This is a genomic window from Enterobacter sp. Taxon_8, from assembly GCF_058354585.1.
This window is the reverse complement of record NZ_CM177989.1, coordinates 892687-915957: the sequence shown is the minus strand read 5'-3', so window position 1 is coordinate 915957 and position 23271 is coordinate 892687. Positions and strand designations below refer to the sequence as shown.

Here is a 23271-nt window from a genome sequence, read left to right as displayed (position 1 = left end):
ACCATACGCTGAATTTGCCTTAATAACCCTGGATAATTCCGAGTCTCAGGCCAACTCCCCCTTCACCAGAGGCACAAAGCGCACGGCTTCCACGGTGTCGATAATAAACTCGCCGCCGCGCCGACGAACGCGCTTCAACAACTGCTGCTCGTCCCCGACAGGCAGAACCAGAATGCCCCCCTCATCCAGCTGCGACAACAGGGCTGCAGGAATTTCAGGCGGGGCCGCCGTCACGATGATCGCGTCAAACGGGGCGCGCGCCTTCCAACCCTGCCATCCATCACCGTGTCGTGTCGAAACATTATGTAAATCAAGTTGTTTCAGGCGACGACGCGCCTGCCACTGTAAACCTTTGATCCGCTCAACGGAGCATACATGATGAACCAGATGCGCCAGGATCGCGGTCTGATACCCCGACCCGGTGCCAATCTCCAGCACGCGGGAGTCGGGCGTCAGCTCCAGCAGCTCCGTCATGCGAGCCACCATGTAAGGCTGCGAAATCGTCTGGCCCTGTCCGATGGGCAGCGCCACGTTTTCCCACGCTTTGTGTTCAAACGCCTCGTCTACAAATTTTTCACGCGGAACCAGGGCGAGCGCTTCGAGCACGTGCTCGTCGCGGATCCCCTGCGCGCGGAGTTGTTCCAGAAGAGTTTGTACACGTTTGTTTACCATTGCGCGTTCACTCCTGCGCGATCCAGCCAGCCCGACACCACATCATGCGCGCTATACGCGGTTAAATCTACGTGCAGCGGAGTAACCGAAACATAGCCTTCATCCACGGCGGCAAAGTCGGTATCCGGACCCGCATCGCACTTGTCGCCGGGAGGGCCAATCCAGTAAAGCGTGTTGCCGCGAGGATCCTGCTGCGGGATCACCTGATCGGCAGGATGTCGGCTCCCGCAACGGGTGACGCGGATGCCTTTAATTTCATCAAGAGGAAGATCCGGCACGTTGATATTAAGAATGCGCCCGGTACGCAGCGGCTCACGACCAAGCGCCCGCAGGATCGAACAGGTTACCGCGGCGGCGGTGTCGTAATGCGTGTGGCCATTTAACGAGACCGCCAGCGCCGGGAACCCCAGATGGCGCCCTTCCATTGCGGCCGCCACGGTGCCGGAGTAAATCACGTCATCGCCGAGGTTAGGCCCGGCGTTGATGCCGGAGACGACGATATCCGGACGCGGCCGCATCAGCGCGTTCACGCCCAGAAAAACGCAGTCGGTTGGCGTGCCCATCTGCACGGCAATATCGCCATTATCAAAGGTAAAGGTGCGAAGCGACGACTCCAGCGTCAGAGAGTTAGACGCTCCACTGCGGTTACGATCGGGCGCCACGACCTGCACGTCCGCAAATTCGCGGAGGTGTTTCGCCAGGGTCTGAATGCCTGGCGCGTGGATCCCGTCATCGTTACTCAGCAATATTCGCATAATCACCCGAGGTGTTGATAAGTTCCCTGACAACACTGGTGGCAAAGCTGCCTGCCGGCAGCCAGAAGCGTAACTCGACGGTCACGTCATCCCACCAGTTCCAGCTTAACTGCTGCGGATAGAGCAGCATCGCGCGGCGTGCCGCGTCGACTTTTTCCCGCACCAGCAAGGACTGCAATTCTGGCGCATCCGCCACGGCTGACTGCTCGGCGGCCAGGGCCTCCCCCTGGGTTCCCCAGTCGCCCGTACCGGGCAACGCGGCGGTAATCATCAGCGCTTTTGCGTCCACGCGCGACTGCACATCAGCCATCTCTTCGGCCGTTGCCACAAACCAGCTTCCGCGTCCCGCTAATTGTAGCGCATCGCCAACAACAACTTGATTCGCGTCCGGTTTTTTCAGCCTTTCGCTCACAATCTGATTAAACAACGCGCTGCGGGCCGCCGACAACCAAAAACTGCGTTTATTCCTGTCACGCACCGGTGCATCGCTTTGCGCCCAGCGCAGCGCGCCCTGCAGGTTGCTGCCGCCGATGCCAAAGCGCTGCGCGCCAAAGTAGTTCGGTACGCCGCGGTCGCTGATGGCGTTCAGGCGTTTTTCAACGTCTTCTCGGTCAGTCACTTCGCGCAGCACCAGCGTAAACGCGTTGCCTTTCAACGCCCCCAGACGCAGTTTGCGCTTGTGGCGGGCATATTCCAGTACCTTACAGCCCTCAAGCTCAAATTTGCTTAAATCAGGCATCGCATTGCCGGGAACGCGCGCGCAGAGCCACTGTTCCGTAACGGCGTGTTTATCTTTCTGCCCGGCAAAGCTCACTTCGCGGGCATGAATTTTGAGGAATTTTGCCAGCGCGTCGGCCACAAAGCGGGTATTGCAGCCATTTTTCAGAATACGCACCAGGATATGTTCGCCTTCGCCATCCGGCTCAAAGCCCAGATCCTCGACCACGAGGAAATCTTCCGGGCTGGCTTTCAGCACCCCGTTCCCCTGCGGTTTACCGTGCAGGTATGTCAGGTTGTCGAAGTCTGTCATTTGCTCGCCTTCACCAGCAGCGCCACGGCTTCACAGGCAATCCCTTCGCCACGACCGGTGAAGCCCAGCTTCTCGGTCGTCGTCGCTTTGACGTTCACGTCGTCCATATGGCAACCCAGATCTTCCGCAATAAACACGCGCATCTGCGGAATGTGCGGCAGCATTTTCGGGGCCTGAGCGATAATCGTCACGTCGACGTTGCCAAGGGTGTAGCCTTTCGCCTGGATGCGGCGCCACGCTTCGCGCAGCAGTTCACGGCTGTCCGCCCCTTTAAACGCCGGGTCGGTGTCCGGGAACAGCTTGCCGATATCACCCAGTGCGGCCGCGCCCAGCAGCGCGTCGGTCAGCGCATGCAGCGCCACGTCGCCATCAGAATGCGCCAGCAGCCCTTTTTCATAAGGAATGCGCACGCCGCCAATGATAATTGGGCCTTCGCCGCCAAAGGCGTGTACATCAAAACCGTGTCCAATTCGCATTATGCCTTCTCCTGATGGGTCGAACGGGTAAGATAAAATTCCGCGAGCTGTAAATCTTCCGGACGCGTCACTTTAATATTATCAGCACGTCCTTCAACAAGCTCAGGATGGAAACCGCAGTACTCCAGCGCAGAGGCTTCGTCCGTAATGGTCGCACCTTCGTTAAGCGCGCGCGTTAAGCAGTCGTGGAGTAATTCGCGGGGGAAAAATTGCGGCGTCAGCGCGTGCCATAGATCGACGCGATCGACGGTGTGGGCGATAGCCCGTTTGCCCGGCTCGGCGCGCTTCATGGTGTCGCGCACGGGGGCGGCCAGAATGCCACCCACTTTGCTGGTTTCGCTCAGCGACAGCAGGCGCGCAAGGTCGTCCTGGTGCAGGCACGGACGGGCCGCGTCATGGACCAGCACCCACGGCGCGTTACCGGCCGCCTGAATGCCTGCCAGCACGGAATCGGCGCGCTCGGCACCGCCATCGACAACGGTAATCTGTGGATGATTTGCCAGCGGGAGCTGCGCGAAGCGCGCATCACCCGGGCTGATAGCGATGATCACCCGCGTCACCCGCGGGTGCGCCAGCAGCGCCGCCACGGCGTGCTCGAGGATCGTTTTATCGCCAATAGAGAGGTACTGCTTGGGACATTCTGTCTGCATGCGCCGGCCAAAACCTGCGGCCGGCACCACGGCGCATACGTCCGAAAAAGTTACTGCCATGTCGTAATCCTGGGCCTGATTATCGATTATTTTGTGCTGAGCCCTGATTGCGTTTAGACGCATCCGGAACCAGACGATAAAAGGTTTCGCCCGGCTTAGTCATACTGAGTTCATTGCGTGCGCGTTCCTCAATCGCCTCTTGCCCGCCATTGAGGTCATCAATTTCAGCAAAGAGTTGATCGTTTCGCGCCTTAAGTTTGGCGTTTGTTGCCTGCTGAGCCGCGACGTCATCGCTTACCCGGCTATAGTCGTGCAGTCCGTTCTTACCGAACCACAGCGAGTATTGCAGCCAGATTAGCAAAGCCAGCAACAGCAGCGTTAGTTTACCCATCCTGCCCCCTGAAAAACGGCATCATCATCCCAAGACTTCCCCAGAGCACTACGCCGGGGTAACAGAGATGCCGCAACATCGCGGGCAAATGTACCACATTTTTTCCGCAGAATCGTCCTGCACAATATCGTTACACAGTTGGTTACGGTTTGAATTATGGCTGAAGTTAGCCCATGAGCCACAAAAATAACAGACCAAACATCAGAACCACCGTCACAATCGTGACCACAGTGCTGTAGAGGAGCTTACCGTTGAGCAGCGAGTGCAGCGCAATGCCGACGACAACCGCCACGGGCATCAACGCCAGAAAGAAAGGCCAGGTGTAGAGAAAGAAGAACAGCGTGTTGCCGCCGTAGATGAGAAACGGAATACCCAGCGCCAGCAGCCATGAGACGAAGCCAATGATGGCCCCAGGAAATGACCAGGTCGTTTCGTCGTCGGTCGCAAGCGGCTCCGACCCGGTGGTGGTGATGTAATGTTCACTGTTGCGCATAGCTAGTCCTGTGACCGTGACTCATCGTTCGGGAAGACAGCTCCCGAACGATACCGTCTCAGGATCTGATAATATCGTCCCGTCTGAGCAGGTCTAATAATTGGCTTACTAAATTTGTTACCAATTGTTGACCTTCCAGGTGAATTTCAGGCGATTCAGGCGCTTCGTATACAGCGTCAATTCCGGTGAAGTTGCGCAATTCTCCGGCACGCGCTTTTTTGTATAGCCCTTTCGGGTCGCGCGCTTCGCAGACCTCCAGCGGTGTATCCACAAACACCTCGATAAAGCGATCCTGACCGACGCGTTCGCGCACCATCTGGCGCTCGGCGCGGTGCGGAGAGATAAACGCGGTCAGCACCACCAGCCCGGCGTCGGCCATCAGGCTGGCGACTTCCCCGACCCGGCGGATGTTCTCTTTGCGGTCGTCGTCGCTGAACCCTAAATCGCTGCACAGGCCATGGCGCACGTTGTCGCCATCCAGCAGGTAGGTGCTTACGCCCTGCTGATGCAATGCCTCTTCCAGCGCGCCCGCCACCGTCGATTTACCCGAGCCGGACAGCCCGGTAAACCACAGCACAACCCCACGGTGACCGTGGAGCTGTTCGCGCTGGGCAACGGTGACCGGATGAGGATGCCAGACGACGTTCTCATCATGGGCGGCCATTACTTGCCTCCCAGCAGATCGCGCGCGCCCCAGTGCGGGAAGTGTTTACGCACCAGCGCGTTCAGTTCCAGCTCAAAGGCGCTGAATTCAGAGGCCACGGCAGCCTGTTTAATCGGTTCGCGTACCATACCGGCCCCGACGGTAACGTTGGTCAGCCTGTCGATAAAGATAAGACCTCCCGTCACCGGGTTCTGCTGATACGGATCCAGCACCAGCGGTTCGTCAAAGGTCAGATCGACCAGACCAATGCCGTTCAGCGGCAGCTCGGTGACGTCACGCTGGGTCAGGTTGTTGATATCCACCTGGAACTGAATGCCGTCCACGCGGGCGCGGGTTTTCTTGCCGGCAATTTTGATGTCATAGCTCTGGCCAGCGGTCAGCGGCTGTTCGGCCATCCACACCACATCCACGGACGCGCCCTGTACCGCCGCCAGCGTTTCCTGCGCGTCTACCAGGAGATCGCCCCGGCTGATATCAATTTCGTCTTTCAGCACCAGCGTTACGGCTTCACCGGCCCCCGCGTCCTGCAGGTCACCGTCAAAGGTGACGATGCGGGCGATGGTCGATTCCACACCGGATGGCAGCACCTTGACGCGCTGGCCAACCTGTACAGAGCCTGACGCTAGGGTGCCGGAGAAACCACGGAAATCGAGATTTGGACGGTTCACGTACTGCACCGGGAAGCGCATCGGCTGGGTGTCGACCACGCGCTGAATTTCAACCGTTTCCAGCACCTCCAGCAGCGTCGGGCCGCTGTACCACGGCATGTTCGCGCTTTGGGACGCGACGTTATCCCCTTCCAGCGCCGAGAGCGGCACAAAGCGGATATCCAGGTTGCCCGGCAGCTGTTCAGCAAAGGTCAGATAGCTCTGGCGGATCTCCTCGAATTTTTCTTCGCTGAAGTTCACCAGATCCATCTTGTTGACCGCCACCACCAGGTGTTTGATCCCCAGCAGCGTCGAGATAAAGCTGTGGCGACGGGTCTGATCCAGCACGCCTTTACGCGCGTCCATCAGCAGGATCGCCAGGTCGCAGGTCGACGCGCCGGTCGCCATATTGCGGGTGTACTGTTCGTGCCCCGGAGTGTCGGCAATAATAAATTTGCGCTTCTCGGTAGAGAAGTAGCGGTAGGCCACGTCAATCGTGATGCCCTGCTCGCGCTCCGCCTGCAGGCCATCCACCAGCAGCGCCAGGTCGAGTTTTTCACCCTGGGTGCCGTGACGTTTACTGTCGTTATGCAGGGAAGAGAGCTGATCTTCGTAAATCTGGCGCGTATCGTGCAGCAGGCGGCCAATCAGGGTACTTTTCCCGTCATCCACGCTGCCGCAGGTCAGAAAACGCAGCAGGCTTTTGTGTTGTTGCGCGTGCAGATACGCTTCCACGCCGCCTTCTTTGGCAATTTGTTGAGCAATAGTGGTGTTCATGGCGGCTCCTTAGAAATAACCCTGACGTTTCTTCAGCTCCATGGAGCCTGCCTGGTCGCGGTCAATCACGCGGCCCTGTCGCTCGCTGGTGGTCGACACCAGCATCTCTTCGATGATCTCCGGCAGCGTCTGTGCGCTGGATTCCACCGCGCCGGTCAGCGGCCAGCAGCCAAGGGTGCGGAAACGCACCATCTGTTTTTTAATCACTTCGCCCGGCTGCAGGTCGATGCGATCGTCGTCGATCATCATCAGCATGCCGTCGCGCTCCAGCACCGGGCGCTCGGCGGCCAGATACAGCGGAACGATCTCGATGTTTTCCAGATAGATGTACTGCCAGATATCCAGCTCGGTCCAGTTGGAGAGCGGGAAGACGCGGATGCTTTCGCCCTTGTTGATCTGACCGTTGTAGTTGTGCCACAGCTCCGGGCGCTGGTTTTTTGGGTCCCAGCGGTGGAAGCGGTCGCGGAAGGAGTAGATACGCTCTTTGGCGCGGGATTTCTCTTCGTCACGGCGCGCGCCGCCGAAGGCCGCGTCAAAACCATATTTGTTCAGCGCCTGCTTCAGCCCTTCGGTCTTCATAATATCGGTATGTTTGGCGCTGCCGTGCACGAACGGGTTAATGCCCATCGCCACCCCTTCCGGGTTTTTGTGCACCAGCAGCTCGCAGCCGTAGGCTTTCGCGGTACGATCGCGGAACTCGTACATTTCGCGGAATTTCCAGCCGGTATCCACGTGCAGCAGCGGGAACGGCAGCGTGCCCGGATAAAACGCTTTACGCGCCAGATGCAGCATGACGCTGGAATCTTTACCGATGGAGTACATCATCACCGGGTTAGAAAACTCGGCGGCCACTTCGCGGATGATATGGATACTTTCCGCTTCGAGCTGCCGCAGGTGTGTAAGACGTTTTTGGTCCATAACCGTTCCTTAAGCCAAATTTACAACAGAAGAACCAAAGCCTTCTGTATCGGTTGTGTGTTGGAACCAGGCGAGCGTGCTGTGCAGCTGCACCACTTCACCCACCACGATCAGGGCGGGCATAGGGGCGTCTTTCGCCAGGGTTGCAAGATGTTCCAGCGTGCCCGTCGCAACGTGCTGATCGACGCGCGTGCCGCGAGAAATGACGGCAACGGGCGTCGTCGCCTCGCGACCGTGCTGAATAAGCTGTTCGCTGATGTCCGCCGCCTTCATCGTGCCCATGTATATCGCCAGCGTCTGGCGGCTCTGGGCGAGATGCGACCAGTCGAACGGCGTGCTGTCCGCCTTGTAGTGGCCGGTCACAAAGGTGACGCTCTGGGCGTAATCGCGATGGGTCAGAGGAATACCGGCGTAGGCCGTCACCGCAGAGGCCGCCGTAATGCCGGGCACCACCTGGAACGGTATGCCCGCTTCGGCTGCCGCCTGCAGCTCTTCGCCGCCGCGGCCAAAGATAAACGGATCGCCCCCCTTCAGGCGCACCACGGTTTTGCCCGCTTTGGCGGCGTCAACCAGCATCTGGTTGGTGTCGTGCTGCGGCACCGAGTGCTCGCCAGCCCGTTTGCCCACGCAGATTTGCTCCGCGTCGCGACGGATCAGTTCGCGCACGCCGTCGGTGACCAGATGGTCGTAGAACACGACGTCCGCGTCCTGCAGCACCTGCAGGCCGCGCAGCGTCAGGAGCCCGGCATCGCCAGGCCCCGCGCCCACCAGGATGATCTCCCCGCCCGTGCTGCCGGGGTTATCCAGTTCATCCTCGAGGATTTTTTGCGCAGCCGTTTCATTGCCGGCATGCATCAGGCTGGCGAAGCGGCCGCGAAACACGCGTTCCCAGAAGCGACGGCGTTCCGTCACGCTGGTCAGGCGGGTTTTCAGGTGGCTACGCCAGTAGCTGGCTTTCTCCGCCATGCGCCCGAGGCTGGTCGGCAGCAGCGCTTCGATTTTTTCACGCAGCACACGCGCCAGCACCGGTGCGGTACCGCCGGAGGAGATCGCCACCAGCAGCGGCGAGCGGTCAACGATCGACGGGAAAATAAACGAGCATAAAGGCTGGTCGTCCACCACGTTCACCAGGCGGTAACGGGCCTGCGCGGCGTCGGAGATCCGCTGGTTCAGTTCACGATCTTCGGTCGCCGCAATTACCAGCACCACGCTGTCGATTTGTGACTCGTCGAAATCCGCCTCTGCAACGACCTGCACCTGGGCCCCTGCGCGCTGTAGAAACGCGATTTTGCGATCGGCGATTTCACCCGTGCCAACAACCAGCACCGGTTTCTCTTTAATCGCAGCAAATAAGGGCAGATAGTCCACAGGCAACAACTCACTAACAACGAGGAATAGAGGGACTATAGGGGGCGGCTTAGACCGAATGAAATTACGAATTGGAATGAGTAGTTACTCAATGGAATAACGCCATGAAAATGCTAATACCAAAAAGTGCTTAACGCGCGAAATTTCGGGCATTTAAGAGCAATTCAAATTGTGTATGGACGATCACAGTTTCATACTAGGCGGGTTATTATTTTGCTCTGTTTTTAAGGACTCACTATGTTTTCCGCAACGCGCCACCGTATTGCTGCCCTGGCGCTCGGCGTTTGCTTTATTCTTCCTGCTCAGGCAAAAAACCAACCTTATGGTGAAATCGCCAATATGCAGGCGCGGCATATTGCCACCGTTTTCCCTGGCCGCATGACCGGCTCGCCTGCGGAAATGCTCTCCGCGGACTATCTTCGCCAGCAGTTTGCTGAGATGGGTTACCAGAGCGACATCCGGTCGTTTCACAGCCGCTACGTCTATACCTCGCGAAATAAAACGAAAAACTGGCATAACGTGACCGGCAGTACGGTGATTGCGGCCCACGAAGGAAGCGCAAAAGAGCAAATTATTATTATGGCGCACCTTGATACCTACGCTCCGATGAGCGATGCCGACACGGATAACAACCTCGGCGGGCTGACGCTGCAGGGCATGGACGACAACGCTGCAGGCCTGGGCGTGATGCTCGAACTGGCCGAGCGGATGAAAGATATTCCAACCCAGTATGGCATTCGTTTTGTTGCCACCAGCGGTGAAGAAGAGGGCAAACTCGGCGCTGAGAATCTCCTTAAACGCATGAGCGCCGAGGAGAAGAAAAATACGCTGCTGGTGATCAACCTCGACAACCTGATCGTCGGCGACAAGCTCTATTTCAACAGCGGGCAGAGTACGCCGGGTACCGTGCGAAAACTGACGCGCGACCGTGCGCTGGCCATTGCCCGCAGCCATGGCGTTTATGCCACCAGCAATCCCGGCGGTAACCCGGATTATCCGCGAGGCACAGGCTGCTGCAACGACGGGGAAGTGTTCGATAAGGCGGGCATTCCGGTGCTGTACGTGGAAGCCACAAACTGGACACTGGGCAAAAAAGATGGCTACCAGCAGCGGGCTAAATCGAAAGCCTTCCCGGACGGGACAAGCTGGCACAACGTGATGCTGGATAATCAGCAGCACATCGATCGCGCGCTGCCGCAGCGGATTGAACACCGCAGCCGTGATGTAGTGAAGGTGATGTTGCCGCTGGTGAAGGAGCTGGCGAAAGCGGGGAAAGCCTGAGGCCGTTAAGCCCGGTGGCGGCTACGCCTTACCGGGCAAAAAGGTTATCACCCTTCGTGCAACCCGCACTCGCGCTTCAGCCCGAAGAATCGCGTCTCTTCTTCCGCCATTCCCGGTTCCCACTTACGCGTGGTGTGGGTATCCCCCACTGACAGATAGCCCTGATCCCACAGCGGATGGTACTTCAGCCCGTGTTTTTGCAGATACTGGTACACCGTCCGGTTATCCCAGTCGATAATCGGCAGCACTTTAAACACCCCGCGCTGCACCGCCAGCACCGGTAAGGTTGCCCGGCTGCCGGACTGCTCGCGGCGCAGGCCCGCAAACCACGTCTGCGCATTAAGCTCTTTCAGCGCCCGGTTCATCGGCTCGACCTTGTTAATCTCATTGTATTTCTCAATGCCCTCAACGCCCTGTTCCCACAGCTTACCGTAGCGCGCCTCCTGCCAGGCCGCGCTTTCCGTCGCGCGGTAGACCTTGAGGTTCAGCTTGAGCTTGTCCGTCAGCTCGTCAATAAACTGATAGGTTTCCGGGAACAGGTAGCCGGTATCGGTGAGGATCACCGGAATGTCCGGACGGATCTGATTCACCAGATGCAGGCTGACCGCCGCCTGAATACCAAAGCTCGACGAGAGCACATATTCTCCCGGCAGGTTTTCCAGCGCCCACGCCACGCGCCCTTCGGCGTCCAGCTTTTCAAGGTGGGCATTGGTTTCTGCCAGCGCCAGAATACGTTCGACTTTTGGCAGGTCATTAAGGGCGTTTAGATCGAGTTCGGACATAGTTACCTCTCGTGGTTACTCCCAGAAATCCCTTGCGGGATCGAGCACCGGGCGAATGATGCCCGCACGCACCGTAAAGTCGCCGAAGCCTTCACCCGCTTCGCGCTCTTTCGCCCAGCGCCCGACAAGCTCGTCGATGGAATCAAGAATTTCCGGCTCGGTGATGTTCTCGCGGAACATGCGCGGAATGCGCGTGCCGATACGGTTACCGCCCAGATGCAGGTTATAGCGCCCCGGCGCTTTCCCCACCAGACCGAGCTCGGCCAGCATCGCGCGACCGCAGCCGTTCGGACAACCGGTGACGCGCATAACAATATGCTCGTCCGGAATGCCGTGTTTTTCCAGAATCGCTTCCACTTTGTCGGTAAACGACGGCAGGAAACGTTCCGCTTCGGCCATCGCCAGCGGACAGGTCGGGAACGACACGCAGGCCATTGAGTTTTCACGCTGCGGCTTCACCGCATCCATCAATCCATGTTCGCGCGCCAGCTTCTCGATCTTCGCCTTCTGGCTTTCCGGCACGCCGGCAATGATCAGGTTCTGGTTAGCCGTAATGCGGAACTCGCCCTTATGGATCTTCGCAATTTCCAGCAGGCCGGTTTTCAGCGGACGCCCCGGATAATCCAGAATACGGCCGTTTTCGATAAACAGCGTCAGGTGCCATTTATTGTCGATACCCTTCACCCAGCCAATGCGATCGCCGCGACCGGTGAATTCGTAAGGGCGGATCGGCTCAAACTTGATGCCCGCGCGACGCTCCACTTCCGCTTTGAACGTCTCCACGCCCACGCGCTCCAGGGTGTATTTGGTTTTCGCGTTTTTACGGTCGGTACGGTTACCCCAGTCGCGCTGGGTCGTCACCACCGCTTCCGCCACGGCCAGCGTATGCTCCAGCGGCAGGAAGCCGAACTCGCTCGCGGTGCGGGCGTAGGTTTTCTTGTTACCGTGTTCGATGGACAGGCCGCCGCCCACCAGCAGGTTAAAGCCCAACAGCTTGCCGTTTTCGGCTATCGCCACGAAGTTCATGTCGTTGGCGTGCAGGTCGATATCGTTCTGCGGCGGGATCACTACCGTGGTTTTAAACTTGCGCGGCAGGTAGGTCTGGCCAAGGATCGGCTCTTCGTCAGTGGTCGCGACTTTTTCCTGATCGAGCCAAATCTCGGCATAGGCGCGCGTACGCGGCAGCAGGTGCTCAGAGATCTTCTTCGCCCACTCGTAGGCTTCGGCGTGCAGCTCGGACTCATACGGGTTCGAGGTGCAGAGCACGTTACGGTTCATGTCGTTGGCGGTCGCCAGCGCGTCCAGCCCGACCGAGTGCAGCATCTGGTGCACCGGCTTGACGTTCTTCTTCAGAATGCCGTGGAACTGGAAGGTCTGACGGTTGGTCAGACGAATGCTGCCATAAATCGTGTTTTCACCGGCAAACTTGTCGATCGCCTGCCACTGTTTGGTGGTAATCACCCCACCCGGCAGACGGCAGCGCAGCAGCATCGCGTGACGCGGCTCCAGCTTCTGCTCGGCACGCTCGGCACGGATGTCGCGGTCGTCCTGCTGGTACATGCCGTGGAAGCGGATCAGCAGGAAGTTGTCGCCTTTGAAACCGCCGGTGAGACCGTCATTCAGATCTTCAGCAATGGTGCCGCGCAGATAGTTGCTTTCCAGCTTCATGCGCTCGGCGTCTGTCAGTTTACCTTCGACCACCAGTGGCCCTGGATGTTTTTCGCTCATTAGTAGACATCTCGCTGATAACGGCGCTCAACGCGCAGCTCACTTAAAAATTCATCTGCCGTTTCGGCATCCATACCGCCGAATTCGGCAATCACTTCCAGCAGTGCCTGCTCAACGTCTTTCGCCATGCGATTGGCGTCGCCGCAGACATAAATGTGGGCACCGTCATTGATCCAGCGCCACAGCTCTGCGCCCTGTTCGCGCAGTTTGTCTTGTACGTATACTTTTTCTTTCTGGTCGCGAGACCAGGCCAGATCGATGCGGGTCAGTACGCCTTCTTTCACATAGCGCTGCCACTCAACCTGGTAGAGGAAATCTTCGGTAAAGTGCGGATTGCCGAAGAACAGCCAGTTCTTACCCGACGCGCCGTCTGCCGCGCGCTGCTGCATGAAGGCGCGGAACGGCGCAATGCCGGTGCCCGGGCCAATCATGATGACCGGTGTTTCCGGGTTTGCCGGCAGGCGGAAGTTGTCGTTGTGCTCGATAAAAACGCGCACTTCGCCCTCTTCTTCCACGCGATCGGCCAGGAAGCTCGACGCCCCACCCGCGCGCGCGCGGCCTTCGATGTCGTAGCGCACCACGCCGACGGTAACATGCACTTCACTCTCCACTTCGGCCTGCGAAGAGGCGATGGAGTACAGGCGCGGGGTTAGCGGACGCAGCAGGCCGATCAGCGCATCGGCATCCAGCTGAGCCGGAGAGAAACGCACCATATCGACAATCGGCGTCGTCGCGGCGTAATGCTGCAGCTTCGCCTTGTCGCCCACAAGCGGCAGCAGGGATTCGCTGCGCGTTAAGGTGGCATAATTTTCGACGATATTCGGGGTATTCACCGTCAGTTCGAAATGCCACTGCAACGCCTCGGATAACGGCAGCGATTTGCCGTCAACGGTGACAGGCTCGTCGCCTTTCAGCCACAGCAGCTCAACCAGCTCTTTCACCAGCGCCGGATCGTTCTGATACCAGACGCCCAGCGCATCGCCAGGCTGATAGCGCAGCCCCGAGTCGCCTAAATCGATTTCGATATGACGCACGTCTTTTTCTGAGTCGCGGCCGGTAATTTTCTGGTTCACCGACAGGCTCGCCGTCAGCGGCGCCTCTTTGGTGTACGGGCTGGTGTGGATGTCGTTGACAGCACCCGTCGCGGTGAACGCGGCCTGCGTCGAGGTCTCTTTCGGCACGCGCGCTTTTAGCACTTCAACGATGCGGGCGCGCCATTCAGCGGCGGCGGTCTGGTATTCGACATCCGCATCAACGCGGTCCAGCAGACGCTCCGCGCCCAGCTCCGCCAGCCTGCTGTCGAAGTCTTTGCCGGACTGGCAGAAGAATTCATAGGAGGTATCGCCCAGGCCAAAGACGGCAAACGCCGTCCCATCCAGCTTCGGCGCTTTTTTCGAGAACAGGAACTTATGCAGCGCCACCGCTTCTTCAGCAGGTTCACCTTCACCTTGCGTAGAGGCGACCACCACCAGCAGTTTTTCCGACGCGATTTGCTTGAATTTATAATCCCCGGCGTTGACCAGGTTCACGTTCAGTTTAGCGGCCAGCAGGTCGTCGCGCAGCGCTTCGGCCACGCGGCGGGCGTTGCCCGTCTGCGAGGCGGAAATCAGGGTAATGGCCGGAATCTCAACGGCCGTAGCCGGTGCACCCGCCACAGCGCCAGGCTGCTGATTGAGCATTCCCCAGAAATAACCGGAGACCCAGGCAAGCTGAGTGGGAGAAAAATCAGAGGTGGCAGCCTGAAGGCGCGCCAGTTGCTCCGGGTTCAGGGGAAGCAAATTTGAAGGTGGGGCCTGTGTTGTCATGCGTCGTTATGTTCCAGTAGCCAAGCGGACTTTAAGCGAATAAATCCAAACTGAAGATAAGGTTAACGGCGAGGATAATAACAATTAAAGAAGGGATGGAAATAATAAATAACCAAATGGACTAACCTGTTTTGGTTGTCATGCTTAGCGATAAAACCGATTAAATAATTATTTGAAATATAAGAACAAATAGCGATAAACACCCCGAATACGAGGCGGTGGACGCTCAGAGCCGTTTTAGTTAATGCTAAAAATTGTGCTTTCCGGTACTATGCGGCGGTTTTTTCCGCATTACTGAGAGCGATCATGTCCACCACACTGTTTAAAGATTTCACCTTCGAAGCCGCCCACCACCTTCCGCATGTCCCTGAAGGACATAAATGTGGCCGTCTGCACGGGCATTCGTTCATGGTGCGTCTTGAGATCACCGGTGAAGTTGATCCGCATACCGGTTGGATCATGGATTTTGCCGAGCTGAAGGCGGCGTTTAAGCCGACCTACGATCGTCTGGATCACTATTACCTGAATGAGATCCCGGGCCTTGAAAACCCGACCAGCGAAGTGCTGGCAAAATGGATTTGGGATCAGATGAAGCCGCTGGTACCGCTGCTGAGCGCGGTGATGATCAAAGAGACCTGCACCGCGGGCTGCATCTATCGCGGGGAGTGATTCTCCTCTTCCCCACGCACGTTTAGCGGCGTGAACTCATAGAGCACAAGCGCGTTACTTTCCAGCGATTCTGTAATTTGCCAGCCGTCATAAAGCCGTTCATCGCGTAAGGAAAGCGTTGGGCGCGCTTTGTGCGCAATCCAGCGCCACATCTCCTCATCAGGCCCGCTGTCGCTGTGTACTCCTTCCAGCAACGGATAGAGCGCACCGTTGTGCCGATCGAACAAATGGCTCTTAATGCGCCAGTGACCGCGCATTCCTCGTAGCTCAAGATGATACTGCTGGCGAAAACGCTGAATAAAGGCCTCCTCGCTGGAGAGCAGAGGATTGAAGACCACCACGTTACGCAACAGCAGTTGATATCGCCCCTGATGGCGGAGCAGCAGCACGCTCTTGTCGTTAACGAGCACCTCTCCCCGCAGACGCTGCCACAGCCAGAGTACCCAGTAGATGGGCCGTGGAAGGCCGTGATTATATTGAAGCGCAAGGCTTGATGTATCGAGGGTGTTGTTCGCCCTCGCTTCCCCCTGTAAACCAGAATTAAGCCAGAATCCCGCCAGCCATACCTGTTCTGAAAGCCCGAGCAGATTCTGCATCAACAGCGCACCGCGAAAAAACCAGCCGTTGGTCGCCCGCGTATTCCCCGTAAGAGTGTTCCATGAGAGTAACCATACCGGCAGCGTCCGCTGCCGCTGGCGAAGGGCGGCGAGGATCTGGCGGACCTTTAGCACCGGGTAATTTTCAGAAGAGGAAAGATGCGCGGGATCCAGCTGCGCCAGATCGAGCAGCTCGTTGGCATCTGCCGGACATGCGAGGAAATCAGCCTCGTCCAGAATGTCAGAACGGAACAGCGCGTCACCGCTCAGCTCGCTACCATCGGGGGAGAAGCGATGCCACACCCCAAATTTTGCCTGCGGAAGGTAGGCCCTCAGCGCCGCCCGCTGCGCCCGCCAGGCGTGCTCCTGGGTTTCCGCGTTTGCCTGGGGAGACCAGTGCATGACGACGTGCCAGCCAGCGGTAATGTCGGGCAAAAATCGGTTAACCGAAAGCTGCAAAAAGCGCGTCAGGAGATCGCAGCGGGTAGTGACCCCCGTGTGCAGCAGGACCGTCCAGCCTTTTTTCGCCACCCAGGTAAACAATTGCTGCAGATGATACCAACAGGCGTAGCCCGCCATTTGGGGATCGTCCCATCCCGTAGCGAACAGACGGCTGCTGAGAAAAGGTTCGGCGATATCAATGCCCTCAATCGGGATCGCCTCGTGTAGCGCCTCCAGATGCCGACGAACATCCTCTCGCAGCAAATCGTCTAGCTCGCGCAGGGTGATGACCAGCCGCGTGCGGCGCAGCGCGGAAGAGAGCGGATAAAGCTGCTGCACATCCAGTATCCGCTCCTGACACGGGGAGTAGGTTAGCGGCGAGGGTTCCCAACCGCGGGTCTCAGCGTCGTTAAGCAGGCTAAATAACGTATCTACCGCAACAGGGAAACGCTGTTCATCCACGGTCGTGCGCGGGCGGAACGCAAGGGGACGATGACGCCCGGCCTTACGAAACTCACCTGGAGACATATTGTGATAGCGCTGGAAACTATCGGTCATCATACGTGTGCTGGCAAATCCATTCTCCAGCGCAATCTGATGCAGAGGGCGGCTGGTGAGACACAGGGCGTCAGCCGCTTTCTCCAGCCGCAGGGCAGTGATGTACTGCATAAAACTAGCTCCCGTCTCTTTTCTAAAGAGACGAGAGAGCCACGCTTCTGAGACGAACTCACTCTCTGCGATTTCGGCCAACGTAATGCGGCGGGTGTAGCTGGCGTCGATCCGCTCCAGTACACGGGCGATGCGCTTGCTTACGTTGGCGTGCTGGTTCCGGGGTTTCTGGCGGACGGGCTGCTGAAAGCGACCAATCAGCAGCAGCAGGATCTCGCTCAGCCAGCGATTCGCCTCCAGCCGGTAGCGATGCGGATCGTTGACGAGCGTCACCACCAGCAGCTGGCGCAGCAGGTGCCGAAGCTCGTCACACTGCGGCCAGCGCCCGCCTGACTCCTCCGGAACCGCGTAATCATGGGCAAAAAAATCATTGTACAGCTGGATTACCCAGCGTCCGGATAGAACGACACGCAGAGTCACATTCGCGTTCTGGCTGATAAGCCTCCATCGCTGATGGCGGTTTATCACTACAAGGCCATTTGTCGGAACCCTTTCTAGTCCCGCCTCGGTTTGCAGTTCAGCTTGCCCTTCCAGCACCCACAGTATCGTCAGCAAATCGCCTTCATCCTGCGCGAACAGGCGAATGTCCTCAACGGCTATCGCAAACTCATTTCCACGATGTTCCATTCGCCCCCTCCACGAAGACAAAAAATGACGCACTCTTTTTTGTCATAACCGAATCGTATGAAAAACAATCAGAAAAAAGGCGTCGATTTACAACAAAAAAGGACATTTTCCGGCAATGCGATCGACATAAACTCGAAACTAACACCATTTGGCAGGAAAAGGATAACAAAAATGACACATCCAATTGTTGACGCGCTGCGAGGCTCCGAGGCTCAGTTCACTGAATTACGCCGAGAGTTTCACCGACATCCCGAAACAGGCTTCGAGGAGCACAAAACCAGCGACCGCGTCGCGTCACTCCTGGGGCAGTGGGGCTATGAGGTCCACCGGGGAATGGCCAAAACCGGGGTGGTCGGCACCCTTAAGGTAGGAAACGGCAGCAAACGTCTGGGTCTGCGCGCCGATATGGATGCGCTGCCGATGCAGGAAAATAGCGGCAAAGCGTGGAGCAGCACGGTTGAAGGTAAATTTCACGGCTGCGGGCACGATGGCCACACCACTACCCTGCTTTATGCCGCAGAGTATCTGGCCCGAACCCGCAACTTTAGCGGCACGCTGCATCTGATTTTTCAGCCAGCCGAAGAGCTGCTGTATGGCGGGCGCGTCATGGTTGAAGATGGCCTGTTTGAACAATTCCCCTGCGACCATATTTTTGGCCTGCACAACATGCCCTCCCAGCCGCTTGGGAAAATTGGCCTGCGCGATGGCGCCATGATGGCCTCCTCTGACACCGTTCATATTGAGGTGAACGGCGTAGGGGGTCACGGCGCCGTTCCGGAACACACCGTTGATGCCACGCTGGTTGCCTGCCATATCACCCTCGCCCTGCAGTCGATTGTGTCGAGGAATATCACCCCATTCCAGCCGGTCGTCGTAACCGTGGGCAGCATCCAGGCGGGACATGCCCCGAATATTATCAACGATAAGGTATTAATGAAGCTGACCGTGCGCACGCTGGACGAAGCGGTGCGTCAAACCGTCCTGCAGCGAATCCACGACATTGCCGTGGCACAGGCTGAAAGCTTCAACGCCACGGCCACGATCCGTCACGTCAACGGCAGCCCGGTGCTGCGCAATAGCCCGCAGGCCAATGACATGGTGCGCACGGTGGCGACCGACCTGTTCGGTCAGGATGCCGTCGCGTCGGTGAATGCCTTTATGGGAAGCGAAGATTTTGCGTTCATGCTCGAGAAAAACCCCAACGGCTGTTACTTCACCCTCGGCGCTGGCGATGAGCCGGACCGCTGCATGGTGCATAACCCAGGCTACGACTTTAACGACAAGCTTCTGCTTACCGGCGCGGCACTCTGGAGTGCGTTGACCGAGCACTATCTGCGCTGATTCGCACCAACCCCGGAGGGCCGCACGATGAGTACCGTACCCCTGACAGGCACACCGTCCTACGCCGGTAACGATCGGCTGCTGGCCGGTATTGTGATGAGCGTTCTGACCTTCTGGTTATTTGCGCAGTCGGTGATAAACGTTGTCCCGGCAATGAAAAACAGCCTCGCTATCTCCCTTGAAACCCTCACGCTGGCGGTCAGCCTTAGCGCCTTGTTCAGCGGCTGTTTTGTCGTTGCCTGCGGCGGCTTTGCCGATAAGTTTGGCCGCGTGCGTATGACCTACATTGGCCTCGCGCTGAGCATCATCGGCAGCGCCCTGCTTTTTTTCTCGTGGGAGCCGGTTCTGTTTCTGCTGGGGAGAGCGATACAGGGGCTGTCAGCGGCCTGCATCATGCCCGCCACCCTGGCGCTGATTAAAACCTGGTATCAAGGCAACGCTCGCCAGCGGGCAATCAGCTTTTGGGTGATTGGTTCATGGGGCGGCAGCGGGCTGAGCTCGTTTGTCGGCGGCGCCATCGCCACCACGCTCGGCTGGCGATGGATCTTTATTTTTTCCATGCTGGTGGCGGCGATGGCACTCCTGCTGATCCGCGGCACGCCGGAAAGCCGAAGCGACGGCGCACGTCGCCATAAGCTGGATATTGGCGGCCTGGTGAGTTTTGTCCTTATGCTGGTGCTGCTGAACCTGTTTATCAGCAAAGGCCACGGCTGGGGCTGGAGCAGCAGCCTGTCGCTGCTGGTGCTGGGGGGCTCCACGCTGGCAGCGGCCTGCTTTGTGCTCACAGGGCGACGCAAGGGTGACGCGGCGCTGATTGATTTTGCCCTGTTTAAAAACCGGGCCTACAGCGCCTCGGTATTCTCTAACTTTTTGCTCAACGGCTGCATTGGCACCATGATGATCGCCAGCATCTGGCTGCAGCAGGGCCACCGTCTGTCGCCATTGCAAACCGGCATGATGACGCTGGGGTATCTGATTACCGTGCTGGCGATGATCCGGGTAGGGGAAAAGCTGCTTCAGCGCTACGGCGCGCGCCTGCCGATGATGACCGGGCCGCTGCTGACCGCAACGGGCATCACGCTCATCTCCTGCACGTTTTTAAGCAAGGAGATCTACATCGTCACCGTCTTTCTCAGTAACATTTTATTTGGTCTGGGGCTGGGATGTTACGCCACGCCGTCAACAGATACGGCGGTGATGAACGCGCCAGAAAACAAAGTCGGGGTGGCCTCGGGGGTGTACAAAATGGGCAGCTCGCTGGGGGGAGCGATGGGGATCGCGGTTACCGCGTCGCTCTATGCGCTGCTGCTGCCGCTGGGCATGGCCAGCGCCGCACAGTATGCCCTCCTTTTCAACAGCGCGATGTGTCTCGCTTCGGTGGGAGTGACCTGGGCGTTACTCCTTTCAGGTCGGGCCCCGCGATAGGCGGGGCCACGAAAGGGTCAGGCAATATTCAGGTACTTGTGCGTCTGCATCGACAGGCGCCAGTTGCGCGCAATACAGGTTTCAATGCACAGGCGCGTCGCGTCGTCTTTCTGGCTAATCGGCTGTAGCGCAATGACGCGCTGCTTTTCATCCGTCAGCGTTGCCAGCAGTTCATCCAGCGCTTCGATATCACGCACGCGCCCAACCGGGTGCTTAATCTCATCCGCGCGTTCCAGCGCCTGAGACAGCACGTCATACCCGCCGCGCATATTCACTTTTGGCGATACCGTCACCCAGGTGGTGTGTGAACAGCGCACTTCATGGGTGCCGCTGGTTTCAATCTGGCAGCTGTAGCCGTTCTTTTCGAGCAGCTCGGTCAGCGGCGTCAGATCGTGGATGCAGGGTTCACCGCCGGTGATCACCACGTGACGCGCCGTCCAGCCCTGACGACCAATAATGGCCAGCAGATCTTCTGAACTGCCCGCGCCCCACTTATCGCTCTCTTTGGTTTTCGCCAGAATGCTAAACAGCGACACTTCCCGATCTGCGAGCTTATCCCACGTATGTTTGGTATCACACCAGGCACAGCCAACCGGGCATCCCTGTAAACGAATGAAAATAGCGGGAACGCCGGTAAAGTAACCCTCGCCTTGCAGGGTCTGGAACATCTCGTTAATCGGGTACTGCATAGTCATCTCAGTAAAGGGGATAAACGATAAGTATCGCAGATCCCCGCCGGATGGTCATGCTCCATCGGTGCTTTGCGCGCCAATCGCCGCCATAAAACGCTCGGTAATTTGCTGTGGACGGGTGATCGCACCGCCGACAACGACAGTATGCGCGCCCAGCGCCAGGCATCTGGCCGCGCGTTCAGGCGTATCCACGTTGCCTTCGGCAACCACGGGAACCGTCACGGCGGCCAGCACGGCCTTCAGGAACGCGCAGTCGTTCTCCGGAAGCGAATGGCCCACCGTTTCCGCCGTGTAGCCGTAAAGCGTGGTGCCGACGCAGTCGAAGCCCAGCGCCTGCGCCGTCACGGCTTCGTCCACGGAGGAGATATCCGCCATCAGCAGCACCGCGGGATAGCGTGAGCGGATGCGCGTGACCAGCGTTTCCAGTAATTCCCCACCAGGACGCTCCCGCGCCGTCGCATCAAGCGCAATGATTTCCGGAGAGACGGCCATGAGCTCATCCACCTCTTTCATTGTCGCGGTGATAAATACCTCACTTTCCGGGTAATCCCGTTTGATGATGCCGATAACAGGCAAAGAGACCTGCTGCTTAATGGCCTCGATATCCACCACGCTGTTGGCACGAATTGCGGCGGCCCCGCCCTGTGCCGCTGCCAGCGCCATTCGCGACATAATAAACGGGCTATGCAGCGGTTCATTTTCCAGCGCCTGACAGGAGACGACCAGTTTTCCCTTCAGGGTATCCAGTACAGTTTTCATTACGATAAGATCTCTTCCACTTCGTTTTTGATAATCGTGACGTGCGGGCCATAGATGACCTGAACACCGTTGCCGCGCACGATAACGCCGCGCGCCCCGGTGGCTTTCAGCGCCGAGTCATTCACTTTGCTGCCGTCCTTGACCGTAACGCGAAGACGCGTGGCGCAGCAGTCCACCTCTTCCAGATTGTCTTTTCCGCCTAATCCGGCGATCACCGCAGCGGCGCGTTCGTTTTGCGGCAGGCTGACCTCGTCAGCCATCGCCTCCTTTTCCCGACCCGGCGTGGCAAAATCAAAACGGTTAATCAGATAGCGGAAGGTAAAGTAGTAAAGGAAGAACCACGGTACGCCGACCAGCGGTACGAACATCCAGTTGGTTTTGGTCTCTCCCTGTAAAATGCCGAACAGCACGAAGTCGATGAAGCCGCCGGAGAAGGTTTGCCCGATGGTGATATGCAGCATGTGCGCGAGCATGAATGCCAGCCCGTCAAACAGCGCATGGATGACGTAAAGCACCGGCGCAATAAACAGGAAGGAGAACTCAATAGGCTCGGTAATCCCGGTAAGGAACGAGGTTAACGCCGCAGAGAGCAGCAGCCCGGCAACGCGCTTTTTGTTCTCGGGTTTTGCCGTGTGGTACATCGCCAGACACGCGCCGAGCAGGCCAAACATCATCGTAATAAAGCGCCCGGACATGAAACGCGACGTGCCCTCATAGAAATGCTGCGTGTTCGGGTCGGCCAGCTGGGCGAAGAAGATCCGCTGTGTGCCTTCAACCAGATGGCCGTTGACGATTTCACTCCCGCCAAGCGCGGTAGTCCAGAAAGGCAGATAGAAGATGTGGTGCAAACCAAACGGGCCCAGCATGCGGAGAATAAAGCCGTACAGCAGGGTGCCCAGATAACCCGTAGCATCCACCAGCCCGCCCAGACCAAAAATCAGCTTCTGGAAATGCGGCCAGACCACGGTCATGAGCGCACCGACGAGTATCGCCGCCAGGGAGCTGATAATGGGGACAAAGCGCGAGCCGCCAAAAAAGCCCAGGAACTGCGGAAGCGCAATTTTATTAAACCGATGATGGAGCGCGCAGGTCACCAGTCCAATCACCACGCCGCCAAACACGCCGGTTTCCAGCGTCTGAATACCCAGCGTCATGCCCTGCCCCACGGCCCCCGGGTTCTCATGCGCCAGTTTGCCGGTGAGGATCAGCAGCGCGTTGATGGTGGCATTCATCACCAGAAACGCGAGTAATGCCGCCAGCCCGGCCGTGCCCTTATCGCTTTTTGCCAGCCCGACGGCCACCCCAACGGCAAACAGCACCGAGAGGTTCGCAAACACGATGGATCCAGCGCTGCTCATGATGGTGAAAATGGCCTGCAGCCAGCTCACGTCTAAAAACGGATAGGCTGCCAGCGTGTTGGGATTCGATAGCGCGCCGCCTATCCCCAGCAGCAGACCCGCCGCAGGCAACACGGCAATCGGCAACATAAAGGATTTGCCAAAGCGCTGCGCTTTTTCAAACCATCCTCCTGAAGAAGCCCCACTGAATATTTGCATCATTTTTTCATCCCCTTATTAAACGATGAAAATTTTTACCATATAAATATTTAATAGTG

General features: G+C 58.0%; 22 protein-coding genes. 4 read left to right on the top strand and 18 right to left on the bottom strand.

What is annotated here, in order from left to right; translation table 11 throughout:
- Positions 1 to 45: 45 nt before the first annotated feature.
- The 11 genes from AC4IBF_RS04380 to cysG all read right to left on the bottom strand — a co-directional run bounded on the left by AC4IBF_RS04380 (position 46) and on the right by cysG (position 8832).
- Positions 46 to 672, bottom strand: coding sequence for a protein-L-isoaspartate(D-aspartate) O-methyltransferase (locus AC4IBF_RS04380; protein ID WP_008499604.1), 627 nt, complete (start codon positions 670 to 672; stop codon positions 46 to 48).
- Positions 666 to 1427, bottom strand: a complete 762-nt coding sequence (gene surE, locus AC4IBF_RS04375) for a 5'/3'-nucleotidase SurE (RefSeq protein WP_115876168.1) — start codon at positions 1425 to 1427, stop codon at positions 666 to 668. The genes AC4IBF_RS04380 and surE overlap by 7 nt, the downstream gene beginning before the upstream one ends.
- The gene (gene truD / locus AC4IBF_RS04370) at positions 1408 to 2457 is read right to left on the bottom strand and encodes a tRNA pseudouridine(13) synthase TruD (RefSeq protein WP_133295057.1); all 1050 of its coding nucleotides are present in this window, start codon (positions 2455 to 2457) and stop codon (positions 1408 to 1410) included. Before truD ends, surE begins: the two co-directional genes overlap by 20 nt.
- Entirely contained in the window at positions 2454 to 2933 is a 480-nt protein-coding gene (gene ispF, locus AC4IBF_RS04365; protein ID WP_008499607.1) for a 2-C-methyl-D-erythritol 2,4-cyclodiphosphate synthase, read from the bottom strand. Before ispF ends, truD begins: the two co-directional genes overlap by 4 nt.
- A complete protein-coding gene (gene ispD / locus AC4IBF_RS04360) occupies positions 2933 to 3643 on the bottom strand; it encodes a 2-C-methyl-D-erythritol 4-phosphate cytidylyltransferase (protein ID WP_045404179.1) in 711 nt (236 codons plus the stop codon). Before ispD ends, ispF begins: the two co-directional genes overlap by 1 nt.
- A gap of 19 nt (positions 3644 to 3662) precedes the next feature.
- Entirely contained in the window at positions 3663 to 3974 is a 312-nt protein-coding gene (gene ftsB / locus AC4IBF_RS04355; RefSeq protein ID WP_008499609.1) for a cell division protein FtsB, read from the bottom strand.
- A gap of 166 nt (positions 3975 to 4140) precedes the next feature.
- Positions 4141 to 4467, bottom strand: coding sequence for a DUF3561 family protein (locus AC4IBF_RS04350; RefSeq protein WP_008499610.1), 327 nt, complete (start codon positions 4465 to 4467; stop codon positions 4141 to 4143).
- Between the two features lie 58 nt (positions 4468 to 4525).
- Positions 4526 to 5131: an adenylyl-sulfate kinase gene (gene cysC / locus AC4IBF_RS04345; RefSeq protein WP_021241908.1), complete on the bottom strand. Its 606-nt coding sequence runs from the start codon at positions 5129 to 5131 to the stop codon at positions 4526 to 4528.
- Positions 5131 to 6555: a sulfate adenylyltransferase subunit CysN gene (gene cysN, locus AC4IBF_RS04340; RefSeq protein WP_136195130.1), complete on the bottom strand. Its 1425-nt coding sequence runs from the start codon at positions 6553 to 6555 to the stop codon at positions 5131 to 5133. Before cysN ends, cysC begins: the two co-directional genes overlap by 1 nt.
- Positions 6556 to 6564: 9 nt before the next feature.
- The gene (gene cysD, locus AC4IBF_RS04335; protein ID WP_006811770.1) at positions 6565 to 7473 is read right to left on the bottom strand and encodes a sulfate adenylyltransferase subunit CysD; all 909 of its coding nucleotides are present in this window, start codon (positions 7471 to 7473) and stop codon (positions 6565 to 6567) included.
- A gap of 9 nt (positions 7474 to 7482) precedes the next feature.
- On the bottom strand, positions 7483 to 8832 hold the full coding sequence (gene cysG, locus AC4IBF_RS04330) for a siroheme synthase CysG (protein WP_172621938.1): 1350 nt from the start codon (positions 8830 to 8832) through the stop codon (positions 7483 to 7485).
- 246 nt (positions 8833 to 9078) lie between these two features.
- Between cysG and AC4IBF_RS04325 the strand changes: the two genes are divergently transcribed.
- The gene (locus AC4IBF_RS04325) at positions 9079 to 10122 is read left to right on the top strand and encodes an aminopeptidase (protein ID WP_133295059.1); all 1044 of its coding nucleotides are present in this window, start codon (positions 9079 to 9081) and stop codon (positions 10120 to 10122) included.
- Between the two features lie 47 nt (positions 10123 to 10169).
- Here AC4IBF_RS04325 and cysH read toward each other — a convergent pair whose 3' ends face one another.
- From cysH to cysJ, 3 genes are read right to left on the bottom strand one after another with little or no spacing between them, the layout of a single operon-like run.
- Complete coding sequence (gene cysH, locus AC4IBF_RS04320; RefSeq protein ID WP_111965450.1) at positions 10170 to 10904, bottom strand: phosphoadenosine phosphosulfate reductase; 735 nt, start codon at positions 10902 to 10904, stop codon at positions 10170 to 10172.
- Positions 10905 to 10919: 15 nt separating this feature from the next.
- Positions 10920 to 12632 (bottom strand): assimilatory sulfite reductase (NADPH) hemoprotein subunit, encoded by a 1713-nt coding sequence (gene cysI / locus AC4IBF_RS04315; protein WP_252093602.1) that lies wholly within the window; start codon positions 12630 to 12632, stop codon positions 10920 to 10922.
- Positions 12632 to 14437, bottom strand: coding sequence for an NADPH-dependent assimilatory sulfite reductase flavoprotein subunit (cysJ, locus tag AC4IBF_RS04310; protein ID WP_143345458.1), 1806 nt, complete (start codon positions 14435 to 14437; stop codon positions 12632 to 12634). Before cysJ ends, cysI begins: the two co-directional genes overlap by 1 nt.
- Before the next feature lie 306 nt (positions 14438 to 14743).
- On the opposite strand from cysJ, the gene queD reads away from it, so the two are divergent.
- A complete protein-coding gene (gene queD / locus AC4IBF_RS04305) occupies positions 14744 to 15106 on the top strand; it encodes a 6-carboxytetrahydropterin synthase QueD (RefSeq protein WP_111965448.1) in 363 nt (120 codons plus the stop codon).
- Here the strand turns inward: queD and AC4IBF_RS04300 are convergent.
- Complete coding sequence (locus AC4IBF_RS04300; RefSeq protein WP_367896907.1) at positions 15091 to 17439, bottom strand: helix-turn-helix domain-containing protein; 2349 nt, start codon at positions 17437 to 17439, stop codon at positions 15091 to 15093. The two genes, queD and AC4IBF_RS04300, sit on opposite strands and share 16 nt — an antisense overlap.
- A 171-nt stretch (positions 17440 to 17610) precedes the next feature.
- Between AC4IBF_RS04300 and AC4IBF_RS04295 the strand changes: the two genes are divergently transcribed.
- Both AC4IBF_RS04295 and AC4IBF_RS04290 read left to right on the top strand, forming a co-directional pair.
- On the top strand, positions 17611 to 18780 hold the full coding sequence (locus AC4IBF_RS04295) for a M20 aminoacylase family protein (protein ID WP_133295062.1): 1170 nt from the start codon (positions 17611 to 17613) through the stop codon (positions 18778 to 18780).
- Positions 18781 to 18807: 27 nt separating this feature from the next.
- Complete coding sequence (locus AC4IBF_RS04290; protein ID WP_491463168.1) at positions 18808 to 20205, top strand: MFS transporter; 1398 nt, start codon at positions 18808 to 18810, stop codon at positions 20203 to 20205.
- Positions 20206 to 20222: 17 nt separating this feature from the next.
- Here AC4IBF_RS04290 and queE read toward each other — a convergent pair whose 3' ends face one another.
- Genes queE through AC4IBF_RS04275 form a run of 3 tightly spaced genes read right to left on the bottom strand, consistent with a single transcriptional unit; the run spans position 20223 to position 23215 of the window.
- Positions 20223 to 20894, bottom strand: a complete 672-nt coding sequence (gene queE, locus AC4IBF_RS04285; protein ID WP_023333236.1) for a 7-carboxy-7-deazaguanine synthase QueE — start codon at positions 20892 to 20894, stop codon at positions 20223 to 20225.
- 54 nt (positions 20895 to 20948) lie between these two features.
- Entirely contained in the window at positions 20949 to 21656 is a 708-nt protein-coding gene (locus AC4IBF_RS04280; RefSeq protein WP_115876178.1) for an N-acetylmannosamine-6-phosphate 2-epimerase, read from the bottom strand.
- Entirely contained in the window at positions 21656 to 23215 is a 1560-nt protein-coding gene (locus AC4IBF_RS04275; protein ID WP_143345461.1) for a PTS transporter subunit EIIC, read from the bottom strand. Before AC4IBF_RS04275 ends, AC4IBF_RS04280 begins: the two co-directional genes overlap by 1 nt.
- Positions 23216 to 23271: the final 56 nt, after the last annotated feature.

Excerpts from the sequence above, each read along its gene's own strand:
- cysN (WP_136195130.1), bottom strand. The coding sequence starts at position 6,555 with ATGAACACCACTATTGCTCAACAAATTGCCAAAGAAGGCGGCGTGGAA.
- truD (WP_133295057.1), bottom strand. The coding sequence starts at position 2,457 with ATGACAGACTTCGACAACCTGACATACCTGCACGGTAAACCGCAGGGG.
- AC4IBF_RS04275 (WP_143345461.1), bottom strand. The coding sequence starts at position 23,215 with ATGATGCAAATATTCAGTGGGGCTTCTTCAGGAGGATGGTTTGAAAAA.
- cysC (WP_021241908.1), bottom strand. The coding sequence starts at position 5,131 with ATGGCCGCCCATGATGAGAACGTCGTCTGGCATCCTCATCCGGTCACC.
- surE (WP_115876168.1), bottom strand. The coding sequence starts at position 1,427 with ATGCGAATATTGCTGAGTAACGATGACGGGATCCACGCGCCAGGCATT.
- queD (WP_111965448.1), top strand. The coding sequence starts at position 14,744 with ATGTCCACCACACTGTTTAAAGATTTCACCTTCGAAGCCGCCCACCAC.
- AC4IBF_RS04380 (WP_008499604.1), bottom strand. The coding sequence starts at position 672 with ATGGTAAACAAACGTGTACAAACTCTTCTGGAACAACTCCGCGCGCAG.
- cysH (WP_111965450.1), bottom strand. The coding sequence starts at position 10,904 with ATGTCCGAACTCGATCTAAACGCCCTTAATGACCTGCCAAAAGTCGAA.
- cysD (WP_006811770.1), bottom strand. The coding sequence starts at position 7,473 with ATGGACCAAAAACGTCTTACACACCTGCGGCAGCTCGAAGCGGAAAGT.
- AC4IBF_RS04350 (WP_008499610.1), bottom strand. The coding sequence starts at position 4,467 with ATGCGCAACAGTGAACATTACATCACCACCACCGGGTCGGAGCCGCTT.
- cysI (WP_252093602.1), bottom strand. The coding sequence starts at position 12,632 with ATGAGCGAAAAACATCCAGGGCCACTGGTGGTCGAAGGTAAACTGACA.
- AC4IBF_RS04290 (WP_491463168.1), top strand. The coding sequence starts at position 18,808 with ATGAGTACCGTACCCCTGACAGGCACACCGTCCTACGCCGGTAACGAT.
- ftsB (WP_008499609.1), bottom strand. The coding sequence starts at position 3,974 with ATGGGTAAACTAACGCTGCTGTTGCTGGCTTTGCTAATCTGGCTGCAA.
- AC4IBF_RS04300 (WP_367896907.1), bottom strand. The coding sequence starts at position 17,439 with ATGGAACATCGTGGAAATGAGTTTGCGATAGCCGTTGAGGACATTCGC.
- AC4IBF_RS04280 (WP_115876178.1), bottom strand. The coding sequence starts at position 21,656 with ATGAAAACTGTACTGGATACCCTGAAGGGAAAACTGGTCGTCTCCTGT.
- cysJ (WP_143345458.1), bottom strand. The coding sequence starts at position 14,437 with ATGACAACACAGGCCCCACCTTCAAATTTGCTTCCCCTGAACCCGGAG.
- queE (WP_023333236.1), bottom strand. The coding sequence starts at position 20,894 with ATGCAGTACCCGATTAACGAGATGTTCCAGACCCTGCAAGGCGAGGGT.
- ispD (WP_045404179.1), bottom strand. The coding sequence starts at position 3,643 with ATGGCAGTAACTTTTTCGGACGTATGCGCCGTGGTGCCGGCCGCAGGT.
- AC4IBF_RS04325 (WP_133295059.1), top strand. The coding sequence starts at position 9,079 with ATGTTTTCCGCAACGCGCCACCGTATTGCTGCCCTGGCGCTCGGCGTT.
- AC4IBF_RS04295 (WP_133295062.1), top strand. The coding sequence starts at position 17,611 with ATGACACATCCAATTGTTGACGCGCTGCGAGGCTCCGAGGCTCAGTTC.
- ispF (WP_008499607.1), bottom strand. The coding sequence starts at position 2,933 with ATGCGAATTGGACACGGTTTTGATGTACACGCCTTTGGCGGCGAAGGC.